This is a genomic window from Pseudomonas sp. CYM-20-01 (assembly GCF_023169845.1).
GTDB lineage: Bacteria > Pseudomonadota > Gammaproteobacteria > Pseudomonadales > Pseudomonadaceae > Aquipseudomonas > Aquipseudomonas azotoformans.
Map to the genome: position 1 here is coordinate 407,987 of NZ_AP025169.1, position 25,735 is coordinate 433,721.

27 protein-coding genes are annotated in these 25,735 nt (G+C 61.6%); 20 read left to right on the top strand and 7 right to left on the bottom strand.

Features of this window, described 5'->3' with window-relative positions; translation table 11 throughout:
- Positions 1-19: 19 nt before the first annotated feature.
- Both M2497_RS01825 and desA read right to left on the bottom strand, forming a co-directional pair.
- On the bottom strand, positions 20-1,021 hold the full coding sequence (locus M2497_RS01825) for a sensor domain-containing diguanylate cyclase (protein WP_058426340.1): 1,002 nt from the start codon (positions 1,019-1,021) through the stop codon (positions 20-22).
- 188 nt (positions 1,022-1,209) lie between these two features.
- Complete coding sequence (gene desA, locus M2497_RS01830; RefSeq protein WP_248485630.1) at positions 1,210-2,394, bottom strand: delta-9 fatty acid desaturase DesA; 1,185 nt, start codon at positions 2,392-2,394, stop codon at positions 1,210-1,212.
- 166 nt (positions 2,395-2,560) lie between these two features.
- Between desA and dibA the strand changes: the two genes are divergently transcribed.
- The 6 genes from dibA to M2497_RS01860 all read left to right on the top strand — a co-directional run bounded on the left by dibA (position 2,561) and on the right by M2497_RS01860 (position 8,855).
- Positions 2,561-4,474 (top strand): phosphodiesterase DibA, encoded by a 1,914-nt coding sequence (dibA, locus tag M2497_RS01835; RefSeq protein WP_248485631.1) that lies wholly within the window; start codon positions 2,561-2,563, stop codon positions 4,472-4,474.
- A gap of 268 nt (positions 4,475-4,742) precedes the next feature.
- Positions 4,743-4,925, top strand: coding sequence for a sulfur starvation response protein OscA (oscA, locus tag M2497_RS01840; RefSeq protein ID WP_003170956.1), 183 nt, complete (start codon positions 4,743-4,745; stop codon positions 4,923-4,925).
- Between the two features lie 65 nt (positions 4,926-4,990).
- On the top strand, positions 4,991-6,001 hold the full coding sequence (locus M2497_RS01845; RefSeq protein ID WP_016975030.1) for a sulfate ABC transporter substrate-binding protein: 1,011 nt from the start codon (positions 4,991-4,993) through the stop codon (positions 5,999-6,001).
- Between the two features lie 165 nt (positions 6,002-6,166).
- The gene (gene cysT, locus M2497_RS01850; RefSeq protein WP_016975029.1) at positions 6,167-6,985 is read left to right on the top strand and encodes a sulfate ABC transporter permease subunit CysT; all 819 of its coding nucleotides are present in this window, start codon (positions 6,167-6,169) and stop codon (positions 6,983-6,985) included.
- A 13-nt stretch (positions 6,986-6,998) separates the two neighbouring features.
- Complete coding sequence (gene cysW, locus M2497_RS01855) at positions 6,999-7,871, top strand: sulfate ABC transporter permease subunit CysW (RefSeq protein WP_010214166.1); 873 nt, start codon at positions 6,999-7,001, stop codon at positions 7,869-7,871.
- Between the two features lie 3 nt (positions 7,872-7,874).
- Positions 7,875-8,855 carry a sulfate ABC transporter ATP-binding protein gene (locus M2497_RS01860; RefSeq protein ID WP_034101869.1) on the top strand — a complete coding sequence of 327 codons (981 nt, stop codon included), beginning with the start codon at positions 7,875-7,877 and terminating at the stop codon, positions 8,853-8,855.
- Between the two features lie 64 nt (positions 8,856-8,919).
- On the opposite strand, the gene M2497_RS01865 is transcribed toward M2497_RS01860, so the two are convergent.
- Positions 8,920-9,447 (bottom strand): Mpo1-like protein, encoded by a 528-nt coding sequence (locus M2497_RS01865; RefSeq protein WP_248485632.1) that lies wholly within the window; start codon positions 9,445-9,447, stop codon positions 8,920-8,922.
- An 83-nt stretch (positions 9,448-9,530) separates the two neighbouring features.
- On the opposite strand from M2497_RS01865, the gene M2497_RS01870 reads away from it, so the two are divergent.
- Positions 9,531-10,217 carry a Crp/Fnr family transcriptional regulator gene (locus tag M2497_RS01870; protein WP_248485633.1) on the top strand — a complete coding sequence of 229 codons (687 nt, stop codon included), beginning with the start codon at positions 9,531-9,533 and terminating at the stop codon, positions 10,215-10,217.
- Positions 10,218-10,254: 37 nt separating this feature from the next.
- Positions 10,255-10,614, top strand: coding sequence for a response regulator (locus tag M2497_RS01875; protein WP_248485634.1), 360 nt, complete (start codon positions 10,255-10,257; stop codon positions 10,612-10,614).
- A gap of 112 nt (positions 10,615-10,726) precedes the next feature.
- On the opposite strand, the gene M2497_RS01880 is transcribed toward M2497_RS01875, so the two are convergent.
- Entirely contained in the window at positions 10,727-11,731 is a 1,005-nt protein-coding gene (locus M2497_RS01880; RefSeq protein ID WP_248485635.1) for an AraC family transcriptional regulator, read from the bottom strand.
- Between the two features lie 101 nt (positions 11,732-11,832).
- On the opposite strand from M2497_RS01880, the gene M2497_RS01885 reads away from it, so the two are divergent.
- Positions 11,833-12,927, top strand: coding sequence for a fatty acid desaturase (locus M2497_RS01885; RefSeq protein ID WP_248485636.1), 1,095 nt, complete (start codon positions 11,833-11,835; stop codon positions 12,925-12,927).
- Here M2497_RS01885 and M2497_RS01890 read toward each other — a convergent pair.
- Complete coding sequence (locus M2497_RS01890) at positions 12,818-13,753, bottom strand: LysR family transcriptional regulator (protein WP_248485637.1); 936 nt, start codon at positions 13,751-13,753, stop codon at positions 12,818-12,820. The genes M2497_RS01885 and M2497_RS01890 overlap by 110 nt on opposite strands.
- Before the next feature lie 97 nt (positions 13,754-13,850).
- On the bottom strand, positions 13,851-15,032 hold the full coding sequence (locus M2497_RS01895) for a CynX/NimT family MFS transporter (protein ID WP_248485638.1): 1,182 nt from the start codon (positions 15,030-15,032) through the stop codon (positions 13,851-13,853).
- Positions 15,033-15,141: 109 nt separating this feature from the next.
- Here M2497_RS01895 and M2497_RS01900 point away from each other — a divergent pair, with 109 nt between their 5' ends.
- From M2497_RS01900 to M2497_RS01950, 11 genes are all read left to right on the top strand, one after another.
- Positions 15,142-15,993: a LysR family transcriptional regulator gene (locus tag M2497_RS01900; RefSeq protein WP_248485639.1), complete on the top strand. Its 852-nt coding sequence runs from the start codon at positions 15,142-15,144 to the stop codon at positions 15,991-15,993.
- Between the two features lie 238 nt (positions 15,994-16,231).
- On the top strand, positions 16,232-17,041 hold the full coding sequence (locus tag M2497_RS01905; protein WP_248485640.1) for an energy transducer TonB: 810 nt from the start codon (positions 16,232-16,234) through the stop codon (positions 17,039-17,041).
- A gap of 51 nt (positions 17,042-17,092) precedes the next feature.
- Positions 17,093-17,815 carry a MotA/TolQ/ExbB proton channel family protein gene (locus M2497_RS01910; protein WP_248488161.1) on the top strand — a complete coding sequence of 241 codons (723 nt, stop codon included), beginning with the start codon at positions 17,093-17,095 and terminating at the stop codon, positions 17,813-17,815.
- Between the two features lies 1 nt (position 17,816).
- Entirely contained in the window at positions 17,817-18,218 is a 402-nt protein-coding gene (locus M2497_RS01915; protein ID WP_010565408.1) for a biopolymer transporter ExbD, read from the top strand.
- Between the two features lie 303 nt (positions 18,219-18,521).
- Entirely contained in the window at positions 18,522-19,103 is a 582-nt protein-coding gene (locus M2497_RS01920) for an alpha/beta hydrolase (protein WP_223016451.1), read from the top strand.
- A 49-nt stretch (positions 19,104-19,152) separates the two neighbouring features.
- Positions 19,153-20,079 (top strand): sigma 54-interacting transcriptional regulator, encoded by a 927-nt coding sequence (locus M2497_RS01925; protein WP_248485641.1) that lies wholly within the window; start codon positions 19,153-19,155, stop codon positions 20,077-20,079.
- Between the two features lie 127 nt (positions 20,080-20,206).
- A complete protein-coding gene (locus M2497_RS01930; RefSeq protein WP_028615272.1) occupies positions 20,207-20,989 on the top strand; it encodes a MetQ/NlpA family ABC transporter substrate-binding protein in 783 nt (260 codons plus the stop codon).
- Positions 20,990-21,480: 491 nt separating this feature from the next.
- Entirely contained in the window at positions 21,481-22,146 is a 666-nt protein-coding gene (locus M2497_RS01935; RefSeq protein ID WP_248485642.1) for an amino acid ABC transporter permease, read from the top strand.
- The gene (locus M2497_RS01940) at positions 22,127-22,786 is read left to right on the top strand and encodes an amino acid ABC transporter permease (protein ID WP_248485643.1); all 660 of its coding nucleotides are present in this window, start codon (positions 22,127-22,129) and stop codon (positions 22,784-22,786) included. Before M2497_RS01935 ends, M2497_RS01940 begins: the two co-directional genes overlap by 20 nt.
- Positions 22,783-23,559: an amino acid ABC transporter ATP-binding protein gene (locus tag M2497_RS01945; protein ID WP_248485644.1), complete on the top strand. Its 777-nt coding sequence runs from the start codon at positions 22,783-22,785 to the stop codon at positions 23,557-23,559. Before M2497_RS01940 ends, M2497_RS01945 begins: the two co-directional genes overlap by 4 nt.
- Positions 23,556-24,404, top strand: a complete 849-nt coding sequence (locus tag M2497_RS01950; protein WP_016975002.1) for a transporter substrate-binding domain-containing protein — start codon at positions 23,556-23,558, stop codon at positions 24,402-24,404. The genes M2497_RS01945 and M2497_RS01950 overlap by 4 nt, the downstream gene beginning before the upstream one ends.
- Positions 24,405-24,538: 134 nt before the next feature.
- Here M2497_RS01950 and M2497_RS01955 read toward each other — a convergent pair whose 3' ends face one another.
- Positions 24,539-25,699 carry an AAA family ATPase gene (locus M2497_RS01955; RefSeq protein ID WP_248485645.1) on the bottom strand — a complete coding sequence of 387 codons (1,161 nt, stop codon included), beginning with the start codon at positions 25,697-25,699 and terminating at the stop codon, positions 24,539-24,541.
- Positions 25,700-25,735: the final 36 nt, after the last annotated feature.

Sequence of the window (25,735 nt, forward strand, 5' to 3'; positions counted from 1 at the left end):
CTTTGATCGGTGTTGGCTACTAGCCCGCGATCACGCGGTTCTTGCCCAGGCGCTTGGCCTCGTACATGGCCGCATCGGCGCGGGCGAACAGGCTGTCCAGGGTCGAGTCGTGCTCGGTGAGGCTGGCCAGGCCCTGGCTGATGGTCACGCTGAAGGCCTGGCCTTCGTAGCTGAAGCTGAGTTCCTGGATCTCCCGGCCCAGGCGCTCGGCCACCTGCAGTGCCATCTCCGGCGCACAGCCGGGTAGTACCGCAGCGAACTCTTCGCCACCGATGCGCCCGAACAGATCGCCACGGCGCAGCACCCCTCGACCGCTCTCGGCGATACGCCGCAGCACCTGGTCGCCCTCCAGGTGGCCGTAGCTGTCGTTGATGTCCTTGAAGTCATCGATGTCCAGCAGCAGAAAGGCCAGCGGCGCACCTTGGGCACAGGCACTGTCGAAGGCCTGGTTGGCGCATTCGAAGAAGTGCCGGCGGTTGCTGCTCTGGGTCAGCACGTCGGTGGTGGCGAGACGGTGCAGCTCCAGTTCCAGCTGTTTCTTTTCGGTGATGTCTTCGGCCATGCCCACTACGATCAGCGGCTCACCGGGCTCGACCTGCTGGTTCATGTAGCACTTGTCACTCAGCCAGCGGATCTGCCCGTCGGCGGTGATGATGCGGTACTCGCGGTCTTCCACGGCGCCCTGTTCCAGCACACGAGCCAGGCTGTGTTCGGCGTAGTCGAGGTCTTCGGGGTGGATGCTGTTGCGCCATTCCCGGTGGTCGGCCAGCAGCAGGCCGGCAGAGCGCCCGAAGACGCGTTCGTAGGCCGGGCTCACGTACAGCACGCGGCGGGTTTCCCAATCGATGGCCCACAGCACGGCATTCACGCTGACCAGCATTGAGCTCAGCAGTTGCTCACGTTCGCTCAGTCGCTCGACTTCGCCCTGGGCATGCACCAGCGCCAGCAGGGTCGCCGCCGCTGCTGGGCGGGGATGCTCAGCTGCTGGCGCGTCGATTAAGGAGGACTTTTCGTGAACCATCGGCACAACTCTCTCTGGGCGCGCCGCAAACAGGAGCAGCGGTCACTACAAGGGGCCACCATGATGGCGAAGTGTTCATTGAGAGAGGCGAATTTCAGTGAAGTTCCGTCAACAGGACCGATTGCCGGTGCCCGGTAAATGACGCCAAAAAGCTGATAGGTGGGAGGGCAAGCCCTCCCACCGCAGCATCAGACCGCCGCAGGACGCAGCGAATAAGTCTTCAATTGGTGAGCAAAATCCCGCAGGGACTGGATGCCGCTGGCCTCGGCCTCATGCACCCATTCCTTGATGGCCGCCAGCATATCGTGGCCATTGGAGCTGGTCTTGAGCCAGATCTGCTGCAGCGCAAGGCGCTTTTCGTAGATCACTTTCAGTGCATGGCTGTGTTCCAGCAGGCTCTGGATGCGCACGTGATGGCGGTCATCCAGCAAGCTGGTTTCCCGCGACAGCAGGCGCTTGGCGCGGTGGAACTGATGGCGCACCGAGTGATCGACCTTTTCCAGCTCCTGCTTGACCAGCGGGCCGATCACCAACTTGCGGTATTGGGCCATGATCTGGAAGCGGTTGTTGAGGATGGCCATGGCGGTATCCATGTCCAGGTGGCCCTTGCCTTCCACGCGGTGGGCAATAGGGGCGACACGCTGCACCTTGGCCAGGCGCAGGAAGCTGAACACCTTGATCCACGCCCAGCCCAGGTCGAACTCCCACTTCTTCACCGACAGCTTGGCGGAGTTGGGGTAGGTATGGTGGTTGTTATGCAGCTCCTCGCCGCCGACGATGATGCCCCACGGCACCAGGTTGGTCGCCGCGTCACGGCATTCGAAGTTGCGATAGCCCACGGCATGCCCCAGGCCGTTGATCACGCCGGCGGCCCAGAACGGGATCCACATCATCTGGATCGCCCAGATGGTAATGCCGATGGTGCCGAACAGCAGCAGGTCGATCACACCCATGATCGCCACGCCCAGCAGTGGGTAGGGGGTGTAGATTTTGCGTTCGATCCAGTCGTCCGGGCAGTTCTTGCCGTAGATACGCAGGGTTTCGGGGTTTTCGGCTTCGGCGCGGTACAGCTCGGCGCCTTTGCGCAGCACAGTGGACAGCCCCTTGATGACCGGGCTGTGCGGGTCATCGACGGTTTCGCACTTGGCGTGGTGCTTGCGGTGGATGGCAGTCCACTCGCGGGTGTTCTGCGCCGTGGTCAGCCACAGCCAGAAGCGGAAGAAGTGTTTCAGGCCGGCATTGAGCTCCAGGGAGCGATGGGCTGAATAACGGTGCAGATAGACCGTGACCCCAACAATGGTCACGTGGGTCATCAACAGCGTGACTGCCACCAGTTGCCAGGCTGATAGGTCAAGAAAACCGTTGTACCACATAGGCTGTATGGCCCTCAGATAAAGAAAAGAACAGCTCAAGCATTATCACTAAGCCTACAGAGAAAACCAGCGACCCTTTCAGATAAGACTTACGAGATGTTACTTATTCTATAATCCGCAGCGTTTATAGGGCGATTATGTTTTTTTGGTAAGGATTACTGACCATATGCTGTTTTCATACCGTGGTGCCCTACGCGCGGGGCTGGTATACCTGCTGGTTTCTGTCGCATGGCTCCAGCTCAGCAACCACTTATTGATCAGCTTTCTCGATGAACCGCGGGAGTTGGGACGCTGGCTGCAAGTGCGGGGCTATGTGTGGGTGGCCCTCAGCGCCCTGGCGATTTACCTGATGTGCGCCCGATTTGCGCGTGCCAACCAGTTGCAGCAACCGTTGAAGGAAAACCGCGAACGCCTGCGCCAGGCCGCCGCCGTGTTCGACTGCACCCGCGAAGGGGTGCTGGTCACCGACGCACAAGGGCGGATCGTGCACGTGAACCGCGCCTTCATGGCGATCACCGGCTACAGCCGCGAAGACGTCATGGGCCAGCAGCCCAGCTTGTTCAAGTCCGGGCGCCATTCGTCGCATTTCTACCAGCAGATGTTCCAGAGCCTGGAGCGTACCGGCGAATGGAGCGGTGAAATCTGGAACCGACGCAAAAGCGGCGAGATTTACCCCCAGTGGCAAACCATTCGCGTGATTCACGATGACCAGGGCCACGTCAGCCATTACGTCGCGGTGTTTTCCGATATCAGCGCCATCAAGGACTCCGAGCACGAACTGGCCCACCTCGCCCATCACGACCCGCTGACCGACCTGCCCAACCGCCTGCTGTTTACCGACCGCGCCGAACAGGCACTGGCCTCGGCGCAGATTCACAAGCGTGGTTGCGCCTTGCTGTTGCTGGACCTGGACCACTTCAAGATCATCAATGACAGCCTGGGCCATAACGTTGGCGACCAGTTGCTCAAAGTCGTCGGCGAACGGCTCAAGACGTTGTTCGGCCCGGGCGTGACCCTGGCGCGCCTGGGTGGGGATGAGTTCGCCGTGCTGGCAGAAAGTTGTCCACAGGTGGCCCAGGCTGCGGGCCTGGCGCAACGCATACTGGAGGCGCTGAAACAGCCATTTATCTTTGACGGCCACCAGCTGTTTATCAGCGCGAGTATTGGCATCAGCCTGTTCCCCAGCGACGCCTTGAGCGCCGAGCAGTTACTGCGCAACGCCGATTCCGCGTTGTTCAAAGCCAAGAGTGCTGGCCGCGAAGGTTATGCCCTGTACACCGAAGAACTGACCGCCCATGCGCAGAACCGTGTAGAGATCGCCAGTGAGTTGCGCCGTGCGCTTGAACAGCAGGAGCTGTGCGTCTACTACCAGCCGGTGCACGACCTGAACGGCAGCCGCCTGATCGGCGTCGAAGCACTGGTGCGCTGGCAGCACCCGGAGCGCGGTCTGGTGCCGCCGGGCGAGTTCATCCCGATTGCCGAGCGCACCGGCCTGATTGCCGATATCGACGCCTGGGTCATGGACCGGGCCTGCCGGCAAATGTGCGACTGGCTGGGGAATGGGGCGCCACTGAGTTTTATCGCCATCAACGTGTCCAGCCGCCTGTTTGCCCGGCGCGAGCTCTACGAACAGGTCGCCCAGGTGCTGCACGACACGGGCCTGGATCCGGCTTTCCTGGAGTTGGAAGTCACCGAAAGCGCGGTGATGGACGACCCGGAAGTAGCCCTGGAACAACTGCACCGCCTGCGCGAACTGGGCCTACGCCTGGCCATCGACGACTTCGGCACCGGTTATTCCTCGCTGTTGCGCCTCAAGCGCCTGCCGGTGCAGAAGCTCAAGATCGATCAGGGCTTCGTCGCCGGGTTGCCGTGGGACGAGGACGATGCAGCGATCGTGCGCGTGGTGATCGCCCTGGCAAAAAGCATGGGCATGCAGGTGCATGCCGAGGGGATCGAGCAGGTGGAACAGGCGCGGTTCCTGTTGGATCAGCAGTGCGATATGGGGCAGGGGTATTGGTTTGGCCGGCCGATGCCGGCGGGCGAACTAGATTGGTCCAAGGCACCCGCGATCCGAACCTGAAATGCCTTCAAATGTGGGAGGGGGCTTGCCCCCGATAGAGGTGCATCAGCCCCTCATTAGTTGACTGACACTCCCTCATCGGGGGCAAGCCCCCTCCCACATTTGAGAGCAATCTGCGCGCAACCCCGCGTCCCACCAGAAAATTCTTTCTGGTTATATAAACATTCTTAAATAGTATTTTTAAGAATATCCGCGCTTATCTACTATCGCCCTCACGCCGCAAGCAGTGCCGCCACTGCGAGGCACTATTCATTTCAGGAGCGAGACCATGAGCGCATCTCTACGTAGCGTCGACGGCCAGGACGAAGCAGCCATTTTGCGTGAGATCCAGAGCGCCCTGCGCGATCTGCGGTTTGGCGCGGTGGAAATCACGGTGCACAACGCCCAAGTGGTCCAGATCGAACGCAAAGAAAAATTCCGCCTGCAGAACCCGGGTAACAAACCGAGCTGAGCAAGAACGGCGATAGACCCGCAACTATAAAAAAAGCCAACACCCCAAGAATTTCAGGAGCTTCTATGTCGTCGATTCGCCGTTACGCCCTGGCCGCCCTGGCCAGCGCCGTGTTTGCAGGTTCCGCGGTTGCCAAGGACTACGAGTTGCTCAACGTCTCGTACGACCCTACCCGTGAGCTGTACCAGGACTACAACGCTGAGTTCACCAACTTCTGGAAACAGTCCCACCCAGGCGACAACGTCAAGATCCAGCAATCCCACGGCGGTTCGGGCAAGCAAGGCCGTGCCGTGATCGATGGCCTGCGTGCCGACGTGGTCACCCTGGCCCTGGCGGGTGATATCGACGAAATCGCCAAGCTGGGCAAGACCCTCCCGGAAAACTGGCAGACCCGCCTGCCGGACGCCAGCACCCCATACACCTCGACCATCGTGTTCCTGGTGCGCAAGGGCAACCCTAAAGGCATCAAGGACTGGGGCGACCTGATCAAGAAAGACGTGTCCGTGATCACCCCGAACCCGAAAACCTCCGGCGGCGCTCGTTGGAACTTCCTCGCCGCCTGGGCCTATGGCCTCAAGGCCGGTGGCAGCGAAGCCAAGGCTCAGGAATACGTGAAGGAGCTGTTCAAGCACGTACCTGTGCTGGACACCGGCGCTCGCGGCTCGACCATTACCTTCGTCAACAACGGTCAGGGTGACGTGTTGCTGGCCTGGGAAAACGAGGCGTTCCTGGCGCTCAAAGAAGACGGTGGCGCCGACAAGTTCGACATCGTCGTGCCGTCCCTGTCGATCCTCGCCGAGCCGCCGGTGGCCGTGGTCGACAAAAACGCCGAGAAAAAGGGCAACACCGAAATCGCCACTGAATACCTGAAGCACCTGTACAGCCCGGCTGGCCAGGAGATTGCGGCGAAGAACTTCTACCGCCCACGCGATGCAAAAGTGGCTGCCAAATACGCCCAGCAGTTCCCGAAACTGGACCTGGTGACTATCGACAAAGACTTCGGCGGCTGGAAAACTGCCCAACCGAAATTCTTTAACGACGGTGGCGTGTTCGACCAAATCTACACGGCGCAGTAAGCCAAAATACCTGTAGGGGCTCGCTTTTCTGTGGGAGCTGGCTTGCCTGCGATAGCATCACTGCGGTGTGACTGATACACCGTGGTGCCTGCATCGCGGGCAAGCCCGGCTCCCACAGAAAAGCGCGCTCCTACAGTGGTTTCTACCCTTTGACCAAGGACTCTTATGTCGCGTCGTATCTCCCCCGTCATACCCGGCTTCGGGCTGACGCTGGGCTACACCGTGGTGTACCTCAGCCTGATCGTACTCATCCCGCTGGCGGCGATGTTTGTACACGCCGCTCAACTCACCTGGGATCAGTTCTGGAACATCATCTCCGCACCGCGTGTGCTGGCGGCGTTGCAACTGAGCTTCAGCACCGCACTGTACGCCGCGCTGATCAATGGCGTGATCGGCACGCTGCTGGCCTGGGTGCTGGTGCGCTACACCTTCCCCGGTCGCAAGGTCATCGATGCGATGATCGACCTGCCGTTCGCCTTGCCCACCGCTGTCGCCGGCATTGCACTGACCGCGCTGTACACGCCTAACGGGCTGGTCGGCCAGTTCGCCGCCGACCTGGGCTTCAAGATCGCCTACACCCCGTTGGGCATCACGCTGGCGCTGACCTTCGTCACCCTGCCGTTCGTGGTGCGCACGGTGCAGCCGGTGTTGGCCGATATCCCCCGGGAAGTCGAAGAAGCCGCCGCCTGCCTGGGTGCCAAGCCGTTGCAGGTATTCCGCCACATCCTGGTGCCGGCGCTGCTGCCCGCCTGGTTGACCGGTTTCGCGCTGGCGTTTGCCCGTGGTGTCGGTGAGTACGGTTCGGTGATTTTCATCGCCGGCAACATGCCGATGAAAACCGAGATCCTGCCGCTGCTGATCATGGTCAAGCTCGACCAGTACGACTACCGCGGTGCCACCTCCATCGGTGTGCTGATGCTGGTGGTTTCCTTTGTCCTGCTGCTGCTGATCAACCTGTTGCAGCGGCGCATCGAACGTCCATAAGGAGGCGCGGAACATGTCCCAATCGTCTATTTCCGCCGCGTCCTCGGCCAACGCCGCCCGTCGTGGCAGCGCCGCGTCGCGACGTATCCTGATCGGCCTTGGCTGGCTGGTGTTCGCCCTGTTTCTGTTGTTGCCGCTGTTTATCGTGGTGACCCAGGGCCTGAAGAACGGCCTCGGCGCGTTCTTCACCGCGATCCTCGAACCCGACGCGCTGTCGGCGTTGAAACTCACGGTGATCGCCGTGGTGATCTCGGTGCCGCTCAACCTGGTGTTCGGCGTCAGCGCCGCGTGGTGCGTGAGCAAGTACTCGTTCCGTGGCAAGAGCATCCTGGTGACGCTGATCGACCTGCCGTTCTCGGTATCGCCGGTGATCGCCGGCCTGGTCTATGTGTTGATGTTCGGCGCCCAGGGCTTCTTTGGCCCGTGGTTGCAGGACCACGACATCCAGATCGTGTTCGCCTTGCCCGGCATCGTGCTGGCGACCATCTTCGTCACCGTGCCTTTCGTGGCCCGTGAACTGATCCCGCTGATGCAGGAGCAGGGCACCCAGGAAGAAGAGGCCGCGCGCCTGCTCGGTGCCAATGGCTGGCAGATGTTCTGGCATGTGACCGTGCCGAATATCAAATGGGGCCTGATCTACGGCGTGGTGCTGTGTACCGCACGGGCCATGGGTGAGTTCGGCGCGGTGTCGGTGGTGTCCGGCCACATTCGCGGCGTGACCAACACCCTGCCGCTGCACGTCGAGATTCTCTACAACGAATACAACCACGTTGCCGCGTTTGCGGTGGCGAGTCTGTTGCTGATCCTGGCGCTCTTCATCCTGCTGCTCAAGCAGTGGAGCGAGAACCGTATTAACCGCCTGCGCGCCGGTGCGGCTGAGGAATAAGTCATGTCGATCGAAGTCCGTAATGTCAGCAAGAACTTCAACGCCTTCAAGGCCCTGAACAGCATCAACCTGGACATCCAGAGTGGCGAGTTGGTGGCCTTGCTTGGCCCGTCGGGCTGTGGCAAGACCACCTTGCTGCGCATCATTGCAGGCCTGGAAACCCCGGATGACGGCAGCATCGTGTTCCACGGTGAGGACGTCTCCGGCCACGACGTGCGCGATCGCAACGTCGGTTTTGTGTTCCAGCACTATGCGTTGTTCCGTCACATGACCGTGTTCGACAACGTGGCGTTCGGCCTGCGCATGAAACCGAAGAACCAGCGCCCGAGCGAAAGCCAGATCGCGGTCAAGGTCCATGAGCTGTTGAACATGGTGCAACTGGATTGGTTGTCGGATCGCTACCCGGAGCAGCTTTCCGGTGGCCAGCGCCAACGTATCGCCCTGGCCCGCGCCCTGGCGGTGGAACCTAAGGTGTTGCTGCTGGATGAGCCCTTCGGCGCCCTCGACGCCAAGGTGCGTAAAGAACTGCGCCGCTGGCTGGCACGCCTGCACGAAGACATCAACCTGACCTCGGTGTTCGTGACCCACGACCAGGAAGAGGCCATGGAAGTCGCCGACCGCATCGTGGTGATGAACAAGGGCGTGATCGAGCAGATCGGCTCACCGGGCGACGTCTACGAAAACCCGGCCAGCGATTTCGTCTATCACTTCCTCGGTGATTCGAACCGCCTGCACTTGGGTGAAGACAAGCACGTGCTGTTCCGTCCACACGAAGTGTCGCTGTCGCGGCATGAGCTGGAAGACCACCACGCCGCTGAAGTGCGGGATATCCGCCCGCTCGGCGCTACCACCCGTGTGACCTTGAAAGTGGAAGGCCAGAGCGAGCTGATCGAAGCCGAAGTGGTGAAAGACCACGACAGCCTGACCGGCCTGGCACGCGGCGAGACCCTGTTCTTCAAGCCCAAGGTCTGGCAGAAAGCCTGATAACCCCGCACTACCCAATGTGAAAATGGGGCCAATGTGGGAGGGGGCTTGCCCCCTCCCACATTTAGGCCTCTCTCGGCTTCAGATCGCGTCGAACCACCGGCCCCGAGCGCTCCTCGATCTGCTGCTTGAGGTCATGCCGCAACCCCAACAGGAATGCCAGTTCGGCCACCACGAACAATGGCCCCACGATCAATCCCGAGACGTCATCCACAAACGCCGGCTTGCGTCCTTCGTAGTAATGCCCGACAAACTGAATCACCCAACCCACCACGAACAGGCCGATGCCGCTGCTGAGCCACACCAGCGTGCTCTGCGCCGCCAGCACGTGTCCGGCCCACACCGACAGCGCCATCAGCACGGTCATCAACACGCCCAGGGCCAATTCCAGGCGCAGGTAAAACCACGCAGAGAACAGCGCGAGAAGAACGGCGGGTGAGATCCATATGCCAGCGACGGCCCATTCCGGGCGTGACAACAACACCGCAACCGCCACCACGATCAGCGGGATGCCAACAAAGTGGCTGGCGATATTGCGCGGATCGCGGTGGTAGGCAGCGTATTGACTCAGGTGATCGACGAGGCTTTTCATTGTTATTCCTCCTGTAGGATGTTTGATCATGCCCCGTCAGCCTGTGGCGAACTGTCAGCTGGGCGACAATCTTCGGAGTTCACATGGACGCAGAACAATGGCGCGCCCGGTTGGCCAGCGGTCACTGGTTCAGCCACCTGGCGGCGCCTTTTCAGCATAGTCTGCTGGCCCATGCCCGGCTGCGGCAGCTGACGGCGGGGCAATACCTGTTCAAGCGCGGCGACCCGCCCTGTGGCTTGTATGCGGTGCTCGACGGCACCCTGCGGGTCAGCGCGGTGAACGAGCAGGGCAAGGAGGCGATACTCAGCCTGGTGGAGGCACCTTTCTGGTTCGGCGAAATCTGCCTGTTCGATGGCCTGCCGCGCACCCACGACGCCTGCGCGGTAGGTCCCAGCACACTGTTGCAGGTGCCGCAGCAGGCGCTGCTGGGCATCCTGGACGAGACCCCGCGATACTGGCGCGACCTGGCCCTGCTGATGAGCCAGAAGCTGCGCCTGAGTTTCATCGGCCTCGAGCAGCTCAGCCTGATGCCGGCCCCGGTGCGGCTGGCCCACCGCTTGTTGATGATCGTCGAGGGCTACGGCGACAACGAACATGCTAAACGCGTGCTGCAATTGCCCCAGGAAGACCTGGCGGCCATGTTGAACCTGTCGCGCCAGACCACCAACGCTTTGCTCAAGGACCTGCAAGCCGCCGGCGTCGTGCGCCTGGGCTACGGCGAGATCGAAATCCTCGACGTACAGCGGCTACGGCAGGCGGCGCACCCCTGAGGGTGTTAGCCTGCACGCCTATCAATCGAGGTGTGTTATGCGCGTGCTGTTAGTGGAACATGAATCCGACGAGGCACAGCGGATGGCCGTGGGCCTGAACGAGGCCGGTTACAGCGTGGAAGTGGCGGCCAATGGCATGGCGGCGTTGCGCTTGGTTGAAAGCACCGAGTACGACCTGGTGATCCTCGATGTGATGCTGCCGGGGCTCAATGCCTGGAAGTTGCAGCAGGCGATTCGGCAGAAGGGCCAGACGCCGATGTTGTTCCTGACCACGCCCGGCGGGATTGAAGACCGCCTGCGCGGGTTGGAATTGCATGAGGATGACTATCTGCTCAAGCCATTTGCGGCCAAGACGCTGGTGGCGCGAGTGAAGAAGCTGCTGCGGCGGGGGCGGTGACTATTCTGATGCTATCGGGGGCAAGCCCCCTCCCACATTTTTGAACGTATTCACAGATCAACAGTGGGAGGGGGCTTGCCCCCGATGAGGCCCTCCCAGCCACTACAAATCCCTACCTCAGCCCATCCCGAAACTGCCCCGGCGTCATTCCCGTCCAGCGCTTGAACGCCCGGTTGAAGCTGCTGGTATCGGCAAAGCCGAGCAAATGACTGATCTCGGCCAATGAGCACTGTGGGTCGCGCAAGTGCAGCAAGGCCAGGTTCTCGCGGCACTCATTGAGCAGCGCATCAAACCGGCAGCCTTCATCCGCCAGGTGACGCTGCAAGCTGCGCAGGCTCAGGTGCAGCGCCTGGGCGACGCGTTCGGCACTTGGCTCGCCGTCGGGCAATTGCGCTTCGATCACCCGACGCACCTTGCGCTCCCAGGTCAGTGGCTGCAATTGAGCGAGGGTGCGCTTGAGCACGGTTTCGTTGTGCTCGGCCAACTCAGGGTTGGCGTCGTCGAGGTGGCTGTCGAAATCGATGGCGGCAAACTCCAGGCGGTCTTCTTCGGCGCCGAAAAATACCGGCGCACGAAACACCGTGTGCCACGGCTTGGGGTCTGCGGGCTCGGGTCTTCGCAGGTACACCGCCAGCGGCGCGTATTCACGCCCCAGGCGATTGCGGCAGGTGCGCACGTAGATTGCTGCAAACGCATCGATGGCTTCGAAAGCCGGCGCCGGGTTGCCGGGCAGTTGCAACAGGCGAAACCGATAGCGCTCGCCATCGCCGCTCAGCTCCAGGGTCAGCGCATCGCTGACCACCTGGTGGTAGCGCACGATGCGCTCGAACACTTCCCGCAGGCTGCCGCTGGCCACCAGCGCATAGCCCAGCGCGTGAAAGGTGGTGGGGCTGACGAACCGCGACACCCGCAAACCAATCGCCGGGTCGCCGCTGGCCTGCACCGCCAGCGCCCACAAACGCGTGGTCGCCGACAGCGGATAGCGCGCGTTGGGATCGTCCATCAGCTGCGGGTCGAGCCCGGCTTGCAGGCACAACGCGGCGCTGTCTAGGCCCAGGGCGTCGAGTTGCTTGCGCAGGGCGCGGGTCCAGCTGGCGAGGGAGGTGGGCTCGGTCATGGCGATTGGCGCTTGCGGTCAACAGGTTGGCGTGTGTGGCCGATGCCCTGGCGGACCGCTTGGGCCAGGATGCATCCATCAATACACCAGAGGATGGAAGCATGGACGGTACTTCTGCAAGTCCCCAGCAGATGAACGCACAACAGCGCTCGGCGCATATCCGTGACGTGGTGCTGGCCGAGGGCGTGCGCCTGCGCCAGCAGCATCCCTGGCTGCTGCATCAGGACGCGTTGGGCGCGGGCATCCTAGCGTTTGCGTTGCTGGGCATGCTCGGGTCGGCGGCGCTCTACATCACTGGTCATATGGCTTGGTGGGTCTGCCTGCTGCTTAACGCGTTCCTGGCTTCACTGACCCACGAGCTGGAACACGACCTGATCCACAGCATGTACTTTCGCAAGCAGCGCGTGCCCCACAACCTGATGATGGGCCTGGTATGGCTGGCGCGGCCCAGCACCATCAACCCGTGGGTACGCCGGCATCTGCACCTCAACCATCACAAGGTCTCCGGCACCGAAACCGACATGGAAGAGCGCGCCATTACCAACGGCGAGCCCTGGGGCTTTGCGCGCTTGCTGATGGTGGGCGATAACGTCATGTCGGCCTTCATCCGCATCCTGCGGGCCAAGACCTGGACGCACAAACTGACGATCCTCAAGCGCTCGCTGCTGGTGTACGCGCCACTGGCGCTGCTGCATTGGGGCGCGTGGTATGTGTTCCTCGGCTTTCATGCCGCCAATGGCATCGCCGGCCTGCTGGGTGCGCCGATCGACTGGTCGGCCGGCACCTTGCAGATGATGCAGGTGATCGATATCGCCGCCGTGGTGATCATCGGCCCTAACGTGCTGCGCACCTTTTGCCTGCACTTCGTCAGCTCCAACATGCACTACTACGGTGATGTGGAGCTGGGCAACGTGATCCAGCAGACCCAGGTCTTGAACCCCTGGTGGCTGTGGCCGTTGCAGGCGTTCTGCTTCAACTTCGGCAGCACCCATGGCATCCACCACTTTGTGGTGAAGGAGCCGTTCTACATCCGCCAGATGACCGCCAAGGTGGCGCACAAGGTCATGGCGCAGATGGGCGTGCGCTTCAATGATTTCGGGACGTTTGCACGGGCCAATCGGTTGGGTTTTCCAGCGCCTGCAGGGTTTCGATCAACGCCTTCGCCGCAGGCGACAAGCGCACCCCAGCGCGGCTGATCACCCCGCAGCGGTTGCTCAGGCTGTCCAGGGCGTGCGGCAGGTTGCGCCAGTGCAGTGCGTGCAGCTCGCCCTTGATGAACTCCTCGACAAACGCCTCTTCGGCGCCCAGGCCAATGGCATCGGACTGGCGCACGATGGTGGTCAGTGCGGCAAGCTGCTCCAGCTCGATGGCGGGCGCGAAGTCGACGCGCCCGCTGAGATTGGCCAGCAGTTTTCGGATGCCCGGCGCGATCAGCGGTGTGGCCAGTGGGTAGCCGAACAGGTCGTTGGTGGACAGGCTGTCCTTGGCCAGCAGCGGGTGCCCTGCACGGCAGAAAAACACGCTGCGCCGAGGTGTCAGGGCCAGGGTCTGGAAGTTCGGGTCCGCCTCGAAGTGACGCACATCGGCGATAAAGAATTCGATCTCTTCACGGCTCAGGCTGCGCCCGAGTTTTTCCCAGTTATCCACCTGCAACACGGTGCGCACTCTGGGGTAAACCGTGATGAACCGCGCCATGGCCTGGGGCGCCAGGTTCACCGCGGCCACGGCGTCGCTGCCGAAGCGCACTTCGCCGGCGTCGAGTTTGGTCATGCGCGTGACTTCATGGCTCAACAGCGCCGCGCCTTGCACCAGGCTCAACGCGTGTTGCAGCACCACTTGGCCTTCGGGAGTGGGGCGCAGGTCTTTATGGGCGCGGTCCACCAACACGCAGCCGAACTCTTGCTCCAGGCCCTGGATGCTGCGGCTGAAGGCGGGCTGGGTGATGCCCATGGCGTCCGCCGCACGCACAAAACTACGGTGCTCGTTCAGCGCGATGAAATAGCGCAGTTGGCGAAGGTCCATGGTGTGCCCGGCATCCTGTAGGAGAGCCAGGATTTTAAGGGCACTACTTATTCCGTCAACGAAGCATTTTTGTTTTATCTAGATCTTAAATGCATATCTATAGAGCAGGTGCCGTGCGGTACGTCGCCGGGCTGAACACCCGCGTCACCAGCAGCATGGCCACGGCTGTCACCGTCAACACCACCCACGCGCTGACAAAGCTGCCGGTGAGTTCACGCAGCCAGCCGGTCATCCATGGCGAAATCGCATTGATCAAAAAGCCCACGCCCTGCACGAACGCCGCCAGTTGCCCGGCCTGGCGCGGGTCGCGGTGGTGGTCGAGGGTCAGCAACAGGCTCAGGGCAAAACATGCTCCCAGGCCAAAGCCGCACAGCGCCACCCACAGGTGGGGAAATTCCAGCGGCGCCAGCAACAGGCCGAGGTAGCCGAGGGTCTGGGCCAGCAGGCTGATCCACAGCAATGGCCGACGGTCGACCCCGCGTTGCGCCAGCACCGGCATCAACAGCGCGGCGATCACCTGGAAGATGGTCATGAACGCCAGCAGCGAACCGCTGGGCAACACGCCCCAGCCCAGTTGCTGGTAGTAGGCCGGCAACCACGCCACCAGGCTCATGTAGCCGCAGTTCACCAGGCCGAAATACAGCGCCAGCAGCCAGGCACGCCGATTGCGCAGGCCCTTGAAGGCAGGCGGCACCTGTGGGTTTTTCGCTGCGCCCAGCGGCAACCAGGCCCACAGCAATAACGCCGCCAGCGCGGGTAACAACCACACACCCAACCCGGCTTCCCAGTGCTGGAAATACGTGGCGGCCACCGGGCTGAGCAGCGCCGCCAGACCGCCTCCCGCCATCAACGAAGCCGAGTAAACGCCCATCGCCACAGGCACGCGGTGATGGAATTCGCGCTTGATCATCGCCGGCACCAACGCCTGGATCAGTGCCACACCGGCGCCGCCGAGCAAGGCCGTGACCAGCAGCGTCGAGCCCTGGCCCATCAGCCAGCGCGCCAGGCACGCCAACAGGATCATCAGCAGGCCCAGGGCGATGCCGCGTCGCTCACCCAGCTGCGCTTCAACACGCACGCCCACCAGCGCCACCAGGCCCATGCACACCACGGGCAGGCTGGTGAGCAGGGCGCTGCTCTGGAAGCTGAGGCCGGTGGCCAGGCGGATCTCGCCGAGCAACGGGCTGATGGAACTGAGGATCGGCCGCAGGTTCAGTCCCAGGACCACCAGCAGGCCCCAGCCAGCGAACCGACCTGCGGTTGAAGAGTTGAGCGACATGCAGAACCTATGGCGTGTGCAAAGGAGGCGTGAAGTATCGCCAGTCGCCGAGGTATTCTGAAATTAAATATAACCATGCCAATCAGTGGCAAATGGAATGGTGAGCGTCATGTTCGATCCTGTGTTGTTGCGCAGCTTTGTCGCCGTGGTGGACTGCGGCAATTTCACCCGTGCCGCCGAGCGCCTGCACTTGACCCAGTCCACCGTCAGCCAGCAGATCCGCCGCCTGGAAGACGCGGTGGCGTGTCAGCTGCTCGACCGCGACCAACGCCGCGTGGTGGCGACGGCGGAAGGCGAGCGCCTGCTGGCCTATGCGCGGCGCATCCTCGCGTTGCATGAGGAAGCCGCCGATGTCTTGATCAACCAGCAAAGCGACGGCGTGCTGCGCCTCGGTGTGCCGGAAGACTTCGCTGCCGAACGCCTGATGCCGCTGTTATCGGCTTTTGTGCTGGCGTATCCCAGGGTGCGCCTGGAAGTCACCAGCGGTCTCGGTCCCGAGTTGCAGCGCCAGTACCGCAGCGGTGAGTTCGACGTATTGCTGGTCAAGCAAATGGGCGACAGCGATGACTGCCTGGCCTCATGGCCGGAGCCGTTGTGCTGGGTGGACAGCCGCAGTACGCCCTCCCTGGGGCGCGACCCGTTGCCGTTGGTGGCCTTTCCGGTAGGCGGCCTGTACCGCAATGAAATGCTGCAACACCTGGAAGTGGGCGGCTGGCGCTGGCGCATCGGTTATTCCAGCGCGAGCCTGGCGAGTGTGTGTTCGGCGGTGGCGGCGGGGTTGGGTATCAGTCTGTTGCCCCGGCGTGTGGTGCAGGCCGGGCATGTCGTATTGGGTGCGGACAGCGGGTTGCCTGCGGTGCAGGGCGTGCGGCTGGCGTTGTATGGGCGCACTGGCCTGGGCGCCGCGGGGCAGAGCCTGCAGCGCCAATTGCTGGATTTGTGCGCAAACAGCCCGGTCTGAACCATGCCTTTGCCGAATATTTTTTATGCCTGGAAAGCATGCAAAAACATCGCCTGGAGGCCAGCCCGTGCAGGACGGGGCTTTGGCGTTTCAGCATGGTTTGTTTATTCGTTCTAGATCTATGTATAACCTCAAAGATTACTTTAAGAGATAAGCATCTGGCCCGGATGATTCGCTCCTCGACGGCCTTCGATGCAGGCCTGTCGGTTTTTTGTTTTAAAACCGTAGGAGTGAATCAATGGGCAATGTCCAGACCGCCGCCAGTGCACACGAGGCGCCGTGGCGCCAGGCACCGGGTGGTGAGTTGGTCGACCTTGGCCGGCCGCACCGCGCGCCGTTGGGGCAATTGCGCACGCAGAAAACGCCAAAGCGTTTCTCCAGCCGTCGTGAAGGCATCCTGCTCGGTCTGCTGGTGCTGGTCCTGCACGGTGCGGTGATCTACTGGGTGAGCCAGAAGCCGACGCCGGTGCTGCCGATCGTGCCGCCGGAAATTCCGCCGATGACCATCGAATTTTCCCAGCCGGCGCCGCCGGTGGTGGAACCGCCACCGCCTGTGCCAACACCACCGCCGCCCGTGGTCGAGCCACCGCCGCCGGTGGTGGATGAGTTGGCCGCCAAACCGGCGCCGCCTAAACCGATTCCAAAACCCAAGCCCAAGCCGGTTCCAAAGCCTGAGCCCAAGCCCGCGCCGAAGCCTGTTGAGCAGCCGCCCGCGAAACCGACCCCTGCACCGCCTGCGCCTCCCGCTCCACCGGCGCCGGCCCCGGTAACGCCGGCTTCGGCCAACGCCGCGTACCTGAAGAACCCGGCGCCGGAGTACCCGTCACTGGCTCAGCGGCGCGGTTGGGAAGGCACGGTGTTGTTGCGTGTGCATGTTTTGGCCAGCGGCAAGCCGGGCGAGATTCAGATCCAGAAGAGCAGCGGGCGTCAGCAACTCGATGACGCCGCACTGACCGCCGTGAAGCGTTGGAGCTTCGTGCCGGCCAAGCAGGGCGATGTGGCCCAGGACGGCTGGGTCAGCGTCCCGATCGATTTCAAGATTCACTAACTATTCGGCTGCGGTGTGTTGCACACGCCGCGACCTGCACAGAGGGAAGACATCATGGCATTAGCATCTCCACTTGAATCCATCGAAAGCGCGGTGATCTGGCTGCTGGTGGTTTTTTCGGTCGCCACCTGGGGCCTGGCCCTGCTCAAGGGCGTGCAGTTCGGTCGCCTCAAGGCGCAGGATCGCAAGTTCCATAAACAGTTCTGGGCGGCGTCGAGTCTCGACGCTGCCGCAGAATTGGCAGAAACCCAGCCGGGCGCCGCTGCCCGTGTCGCCCAGGCCGGTTACGCTGCGATCCAGGTGGGCGAAACCCCACACGCTACCGACCTGAGCCAGGCGATCAACCACCAGGACCGCCTAGAGCGTGCCCTGCGCCAACAGATCGTGCGTGAGCGGCGCTCCCTGGAAACCGGCCTGGCCGTGGTCGCCAGTATCGGCAGCACCTCGCCGTTCATCGGCCTGTTCGGCACCGTGTGGGGCATCATGGAAGCGCTCAAGGGCATCAGCGTCGCCGGTTCCGCCAGCCTTGAAACCGTGGCCGGGCCGATCGGTGCAGCCTTGGTGGCGACCGGTGTGGGTATCGCCGTCGCGGTGCCGGCGGTGCTGGTCTACAACTATTTCCTGCGTCGCCTCAAGCTGACGGCTGCCGACCTTGACGACTTTGCCCACGACTTCTACAGCCTGGCGCAGAAGAATGCCTTCCGCGTATTGCTGCACCCAACGCTGAGCAAAGCCGGCGCCGGCACTCCGCAGAAAGTGAAGGAGGCGTCCTGACATGGCCTTCTCCACGCAAGACAGCGATGAAGTGCTGAGCGAGATCAACGTCACGCCGCTGGTGGACGTGATGCTGGTGCTGCTGGTGGTGTTTATCGTCACCGCACCGCTGTTGACCAACGCGATTCCGATCAACCTGCCCAAGACCGAGGCCGTGGCCCCGGTGGAGCAGAAGGACCCGCTGGTGGTGAGCATCGACGGCGCCGGCAAACTGTTTATCAACAAGGACGAAATCCAGCCGGACCTGCTGGAGTTCAACCTGCAGGCGGCCAAGGCCAAGGACCCCGATGTGCGCGTGCAACTGCAGGCGGATGATGGGGTGAATTACGGCGAAGTGGCGCGAGCCATGGCGTCTATCGAACGCGCGGGCATTACCAAGCTGTCGGTGATTACCGCACGTTAGTTGCAAAAGCCTCGACAAGTTTTTGGCCGTTTCCTTGGCAGGGTGCGGCCTTTTTTTTTGCCTGCGATTCAATCCTCAACTGGAAATGCGATCAATTTGGGAGGGGGCTTGCCCCCGATTGCAGTGTGTCAGCCAATCAATCTGTAACTGATACACCGCCATCGGGGGCAAGCCCCTCCCACATTTTGAACTTCATTAGTTTTGAGTTTTTGGTTATTAATAAATAGCTTCTTATTCCTTAACGAATATAAACCCCATCCCTATACTGTTCAGCAACGTTAAACGCTGCAGGAGGGCACACCCATGCACAGCGAGTCGATTCGTTATCTGATCGTGCCGGGCTGGCAAGGATCGCCAGAAGATCATTGGCAAAGCCACTGGCAGAACAGCCTGCCCAACAGCGCTCGCGTGGAGCAGGCCGACTGGCTCACCCCGCGTCGCGAAGACTGGGTTGCTGCGCTGGCCGAGGCCATCGCGGCCGACAGCACGCCGGTGATCCTGATCGCCCACAGCCTGGGTTGCATCACGGTGGCGCATTGGGCGGCCACCGCACCGGTGCAGTTCCTGCGCCAGGTACGCGGTGCCTTGCTGGTGGCCCCGGCCGATGTCGAACGGCCCGCCTGCTCTCCTGCGTTGCGTAATTTTGCGCCGATCCCGACCGACCTGTTGCCGTTCCCCAGCCAGGTGGTCAGCTCCGACAACGACAGTGCCGTCAGCGCCCCGCGAGCCCTGGAACTGGCGCGCAACTGGGGGGCCGAAGCCGGCATTCTGTCGGGGGCGGGGCATATCAATGTGAAGTCCGGCCACCAGCGCTGGGAGCAGGGCTTTGCTTACCTCTATCGCCTGCAAAGCCGCCTTGAGCATCACGCCCGGCGCAGTGCCTGAATTTTTTCAACGCCCCGTCCCTTGAGTGGATTGGGGGCGGGAGCCTGCCATGAGTCTGCATGAAACCTACGGCCAGCCATTGCTGACCTTTCCCGACGCGGAAAAAAGCCCGCTGAGTATCCGCGCCAAGGCGTTGGTGTTTGTCGACCCGCGTTCGCGGCAACTGCGCGAAGACCTCGAAAGCCTCGCACCGCGTGCCTTGCCCGTGCTGATCCGTGGCGAGACCGGCAGCGGCAAAGAATTGCTGGCGCGGCATATTCACCGGGGCAGCGACCGCACCGGTTTGTTTGTCTCGGTCAATTGCGGCGCGATCAGCCCGACCTATGCCGATGCCGAATTGTTCGGTTATGCCGCCGGCAGCCACAGTGGTTCGGCCAGCAGCCGGGCCGGCTGGTTTGGCTCGGCGAATGGCGGCACCTTGTACCTGGACGAGATCGGCGACCTGCCGCTGCCGATCCAGGTCAAACTGCTGGCCGCCCTGGAAAACCACGAAGTCACCCGCGTCGGTGCCCATCAGCCGAGCCCGGTGGATGTGCGCCTGGTGGCCGCCACCAGCATCGACTTGGCCCAGGCCGTGGCCGCCGGTAAGTTCCATGAGCGCCTGTTTCACTACCTGAGCGAAGGCCGGTTGGAGTTGCCGGCGCTGCGCGAGCGGGTCGGTGACATCCTGTCCCTGGCCGAATACTTCCTGGGCATCTACAGTCAGCGCCTGGACCTGCCGGTGCCGCTGATCAGCGATGCCGCGCAGCGTGTGCTGGAACACCACAGCTGGCCGGGCAATACCCGCGAGCTGGAAAACGTTATCCACTTTGCCTTGCTGGTCAGCAGCGGCGACGAGATTTTGCCCGAACATTTGAATCTGCCGGTGGCGGGTTCTGCGCTGGAACAGGTGCAGCGGATCTTCGAGCGCGCCAGCCCCGCCGAGCGGGAAACGTTGAGCAAATTCCTGCATGAACAAAATGGAATATCAACGTGAATAAAAGATATTGTTCGGGAATAAAAAAACTAGGTATTGTCCCTCCCACGCCGCGATAGCACTTCGCTGGCACACTACATAAAAAACGGTCGTCAGAGACGCCCCGGAATTTCGATAAGGACACTGCATGAAAAAGGTTCTGTTGTTTACCGCACTGGCGGCTGCCCTGACTGCAAGCTTCGCCCAGGCCAACGAGAAACTGGTGGTGGCCGCCACGCCGATCCCGCACGCCGAGATCCTCGAACTGGTCAAGCCGACCCTGGCCAAAGAAGGCGTGGACCTGGAAATCAAAGTCTTCACCGACTACGTGCAGCCAAACGTACAAGTCGCAGAAAAGCGTCTGGACGCCAACTACTTCCAGACCCTGCCGTACCTGGAAAACTTCAACAAGGGCAAGGGCACCAACCTGGTCACCGTGGTCGGTGTGCACGTTGAACCGTTCGGCGGTTACTCGAAAAAGATCAAGAACATCTCTGAACTCAAAGATGGCGCCACCGTGGCCATTCCTAACGAAGGCTCCAACAGCGGCCGCGCCCTGTTGCTGCTGCAGAAAGCCGGCGTGATCACCCTCAAAGACCCGACCAACGCCCTGGCCACGCCAAAAGACATCAAGGACAACCCCAAGCACCTGAAATTCAAGGAGCTGGAATCGGCCCTGCTGCCACGTGTGCTGGACCAGGTTGACCTGGACCTGATCAACACCAACTACGCCCTCGAAGCCGGCCTGAACCCGGCCAAGGACGCGCTGATCATCGAAGACGCCAAGTCGCCGTACGTGAACTTCCTGGTGGCTCGCCCGGACAACAAGGACAGCGACGCGATCCAGAAGCTGTCCAAGGCCCTGACCAGCCCGGAAGTCAAAGCCTTCATCGAGAAGAAGTACAACGGCGCTGTAGTGCCTGCGTTCTGATGTAACCCAAACCCCCTTCAAGGTTTGAACGCCGACGGCTTATATAGCGTCGGCGTTTTTTATGCCTGAAATCTGGAATGCAATCCAAATGTGGGAGGGGGCTTGCCCCCGATTGCAGTGGTTCAGTCAGCATATTTTTTGCTGACCCACCGCCATCGGGGGCAAGCCCCCTCCCACATTTGATCCGCTTTGATCTAGAGAACTCTGCTATTGATCGCCCTGCGCAGCGCCATCAACCACTTCACCAGTTCCTGCGGGTCCATCGGTTTCGCTTCGTTCATTGTTCGATCCCTCGAATCTCAGACCTCCAAACCATAGCTCTCACCCGCCAAACCCGCGAATCCGCCGGTTATCTTTTTGGGTGATATCAATATGCTATTTAGGTATTTAAAATTTGCTTTTTATACCTTTAAAGTTCGCGCTACCCGGCGTTACCCACGCCGGATCGGATTGCGCTCGCTGCATTACCCTTGCGGCGTCATGGACTGGAAATGACCTTCGATTTCGCTTTTATCCTCAGCACCCTGCCGGCGTTTCTAAAGGCCGTGGGGGTGACGCTGCAAGTGGGCCTGATCGCCATTGCCACCTCCCTGCTGGTGGCGCTGATCAACGCGGCGCTGCTGGTGTTTCGCACGCCGTACCTGTCGCGCCTGGTGGCGCTGTATGTGGAGCTGGCGCGCAACACGCCGCTGCTGATCCAGCTGTTCTTCGTGTACTTCGCGCTGCCCGCCCTGGGCTTCAATATCTCCGGGTTCTGGGCGGCAATCATCACCATGACTTTCCTCGGCGGCGCCTACCTCACCGAAGTGCTGCGCGCCGGTGTGGAAGCGGTGCCGCTGGCGCAGATCGAGTCGGGCAAGTCCATCGGCCTGTCCGACTGGCAGCTGCTGCGCCATGTGATCCTGCCCCAGGCCGGCATCCTCAGCCTGCCGGCGCTGTTCGCCAATTTCATCTTCCTGCTCAAGGAGACCACCGTGGTCTCCGCCGTGGCGGTGCCGGAGATTCTCTACACCACCAAGAACTACATCGCCCTGTACTACAAGACTTACGAAATGCTCGCCGTGCTGACGCTGATTTGCGTGTTGCTGTTCCTGCCGCTTTCACTGTTGCTCAGCCGTCTGGAAAGGAGGCTCCAGCATGGCCAGTTCGGGTCTTGAGTTGTTGTGGGTGTCGTTGCCGCAACTGGGCAAGGGTGCTGCGCAAACCCTGTCGATTTCATTTTTGAGCATCGCCTTCAGCACTGTCGGCGGCGTGTTGTATGGCGTGCTACGCACCTTGAACAACCGGCTGGTCAACGGCGTGCTGCGGGTTTACCTGGAGTTGTTCCGTGCGATCCCGGTGCTGGTGTGGTTGTACCTGCTGTTTTTCGGCCTGCCGATTTTCTTTGGTTTGAGCATTCCGAGCTTCTGGTGCGCGGTGCTGGTGCTGTCGCTGTGGGGCGCCAGTGAAGTGGGCGAAGTGGTGCGCGGCGCGTTGCATTCGCTGCCCCGTGGCCAGCGTGAAGCGGGCTTGTCGATTGGCCTGTCCGACCCGCAGCTGTACGGCTACGTGCTGCTGCCGCAAGCGCTCAAGCGCATGACGCCGCCGACCATCAACGTCTACACACGCATTATCAAGACCAGTTCCCTGGCGGTGCTGATCGGTGTGGTGGATGTGATCAAGGTCGGCCAGCAAATCATCGAGCGCACCTATGAGTCCGTGTTGATTTACGGCGTGCTGTTCCTGTTTTTCTTCTTTATCTGCTACCCGTTGTCGGCCGCCTCCAAGGTGCTGGAACGGCGCTGGGGCCAGGCATGAACGCATTGATCGAGTTCCAGGGTTTCAACAAATTCTTCGGTGAGCAGCAGGTGCTCAAGGGCATCGACCTGAGCGTGCAAAGCGGTGAAGTGGTGGTGATCCTCGGCCCCAGCGGCTGCGGCAAAAGCACTTTATTGCGTTGCCTCAATGGGCTGGAAGTCGCCCATAGCGGCAGCCTGCGTTTCGCCGGCAAAGAGCTGTTGGACAAGCACACCGACTGGCGCCAGGTGCGCCAGGACGTCGGCATGGTGTTCCAGAGCTACCACCTGTTCCCGCACATGAGCGTGCTCGACAACATCCTGCTCGGCCCGCTGAAAGTGCAAAAACGCGACCCCCGTGAAGCCCGCGAACAGGCGGAAAAATTGTTGGCCCGCGTCGGCCTGGCGGACAAGCGCGACGCGTTCCCGCGCCAGCTCTCCGGCGGCCAGCAACAACGCATCGCCATCGTCCGTTCGCTGTGCATGAACCCCCAGGTCATGCTGTTTGACGAAGTCACCGCCGCCCTCGACCCGGAGATGGTCAAGGAGGTGCTGGAAGTGATCCAGGGCCTGGCCCGCGATGGCATGACCCTGCTGATCGTCACCCACGAAATGGCCTTCGCCCGCGCCGTCGCCGACCGCGTGGTGTTCATGGAGGCCGGTCGCATCCTCGAACACAACACCCCCGAGGCATTCTTTACGAACCCGCAAACCGCACGCGCGCAGCAGTTCCTGGAGAAGTTCTCCTTTGTTTCAACACTGCCGAAGAAAACCCAGGAACTGGAGCTGATATGAAAAAGTTACTGCTGCCACTGTTTGCCGTCGCCCTGCTGGTCGGTTGCGATAAAAAGGCCGAAGAGCCGGTAAAACCTGCCGCTGTCAGTTATATCGACAAAATCAAAGCGCGCGACAAGCTGATCGTCGGCGTGTTCACCGACAAACCACCGTTCGGCTTCGTCAACGAAGCGGGGCGCTACGTCGGCTTCGATACCGACATCGGTCGCCAATTCGCCAAGGACCTGTTGGGCGATGAAAACAAAGTCGAATTCGTCGCCGTGGAGCCGGCCAGCCGCATTCCGTTCCTGCAAAGTGACAAGGTCGACCTGATCCTCGCCAACATGACCGTGACCCCGGAGCGCAAGGAAGCGGTGGACTTCACCAACCCCAACCTGAAAGTCGCGGTACAGGCCCTGGTGCCGAATGACAGTGCGGTAAAAAGCCTGGATGACCTGGCCACCCGCACCACCATCGTCACCACCGGTACCACCGCCGATATCTGGCTGACCAAGAACCACCCGGACTGGAAACTGCTCAAGTTCGAGAAAAACTCCGAGTCGCTGCAAGCGCTGTCGGCTGGCCGTGGCGATGCCTACGCACAGGACAATCTGGTGCTGTTCAGCTGGGCCAAGCAGAATCCCGGCTACCGCGTGCTGGAAGAGAAACTCGGCGACGAAGCGCCGATTGCACCGGCGGTGAAGAAGGGCAACATCGAATTGCGTGACTGGGTGAATGCCGAGTTGGCGAAGTTGGGCGAGGAGAAATTTTTGCTCAAGCTGTATGACCAGTATGTGCGTAAAGAACTGAGCGATGACACCAAGCCTGAGAGTGTGATTGTCGAAGGTGGGAAGTGGCAGGGCTGATTGTTGATTGATTGTTCTGGCCTCATCGGGGGCAAGCCCCCTCCCACACTGGGTTGGGTTCACAAATTTTGATGTGTGAACACCGTCAAATGTGGGAGGGGGCTTGCCCCCGATGAGGCCAGAGCAGCCACCGCCTATTCCGGCCAATGCCAGGCGGGGGCATCCAATATCCCCTGCCCGACGATCCGGGTTTCCCCCAGCACCTTCTCCAGCACAATCGAATTACACCCCTCGTCCTGCTGCAACGCCGCAATCAACCGGCTGGCATGGGACACCACCCATACTTGGCACTGCCGCGACGCCTGGATAATCAAGCGCGCCAACGCCGGCAGCAAATCCGGGTGCAGGCTGGTCTCCGGCTCGTTCAGCACCATCATGGTCGGCGGCCGAGGCGTAAGCAGCGCGGCGATCAGCAGCAGGTAGCGCAAGGTGCCGTCCGACAGCTCCGCCGCCGACAATGGCCGCAGCAAACCTTCCTGATAAAACTCAATCGCAAAGCGCCCGCCCTGCAAGGGCTCGATATTCAGGCGCGCGCCGGGGAATGCATCGCTGACCGCCCGCTGCAGTGCGTCCGGGTCGCCAATCTCCCGAATCGTCTGCAACGCCGCCGCCAGGTCGCGCCCATCGTGATGCAGCACTGGTGTGCGCGTGCCCAGTTGGGGTTGACGTACCGGCGCATCCACATCGCTGCGAAAGTGATCGTAAAAGCGCCAGCCACGGATGCTTTCGCGCAGCAGCAACACCTCCGGCGAACCGCGCAGGCTGCCAACCTGGTCGAACAGGCTGTGGTAGTTGGGCGTGTGCTGGGCCAGTACATCCCAGGCGCGGCCCTCGCGGGCGCGCACCATGGGGCCGGAGCGCTGCACCAGCAGGCTGGCGGGGCGATAGATATGGCCGGCCCAGATGCATTCCTTCTTTACTTCCGGGTCCAGGGAGAAATACGACAAGGTCTTTTCCGGCAGCCCCAGGGAGATGGCGTAGCTGAAATCTTCAGCGGCAAAGCCCAGGCGCAGGCGTTTGACGCCTTGGCGCACGATGGGCTCCACCGGCACTTCACCGTTGCGCATGCGTCGGCTGATGCTTTCCGGCCCGGCCCAGAAGGTCGAATCCAACCCACCCTCACGGGCCAACGCATTGATCACTCCGCCCTGGGCGGTTTCCGCCAGCAGGCGCAGGGCGCGGTACAGGTTAGACTTGCCGCTGCCGTTGGGGCCGGTGATCAGGTTCAGCCGGTCCAGGGGCACCACCAATTTATTGATCGAGCGGTAATTGGCCACCGCGAGGGTCTTGAGCATGGGCATCCAGTCGGCGTGGGAACCATTGGAGTATGG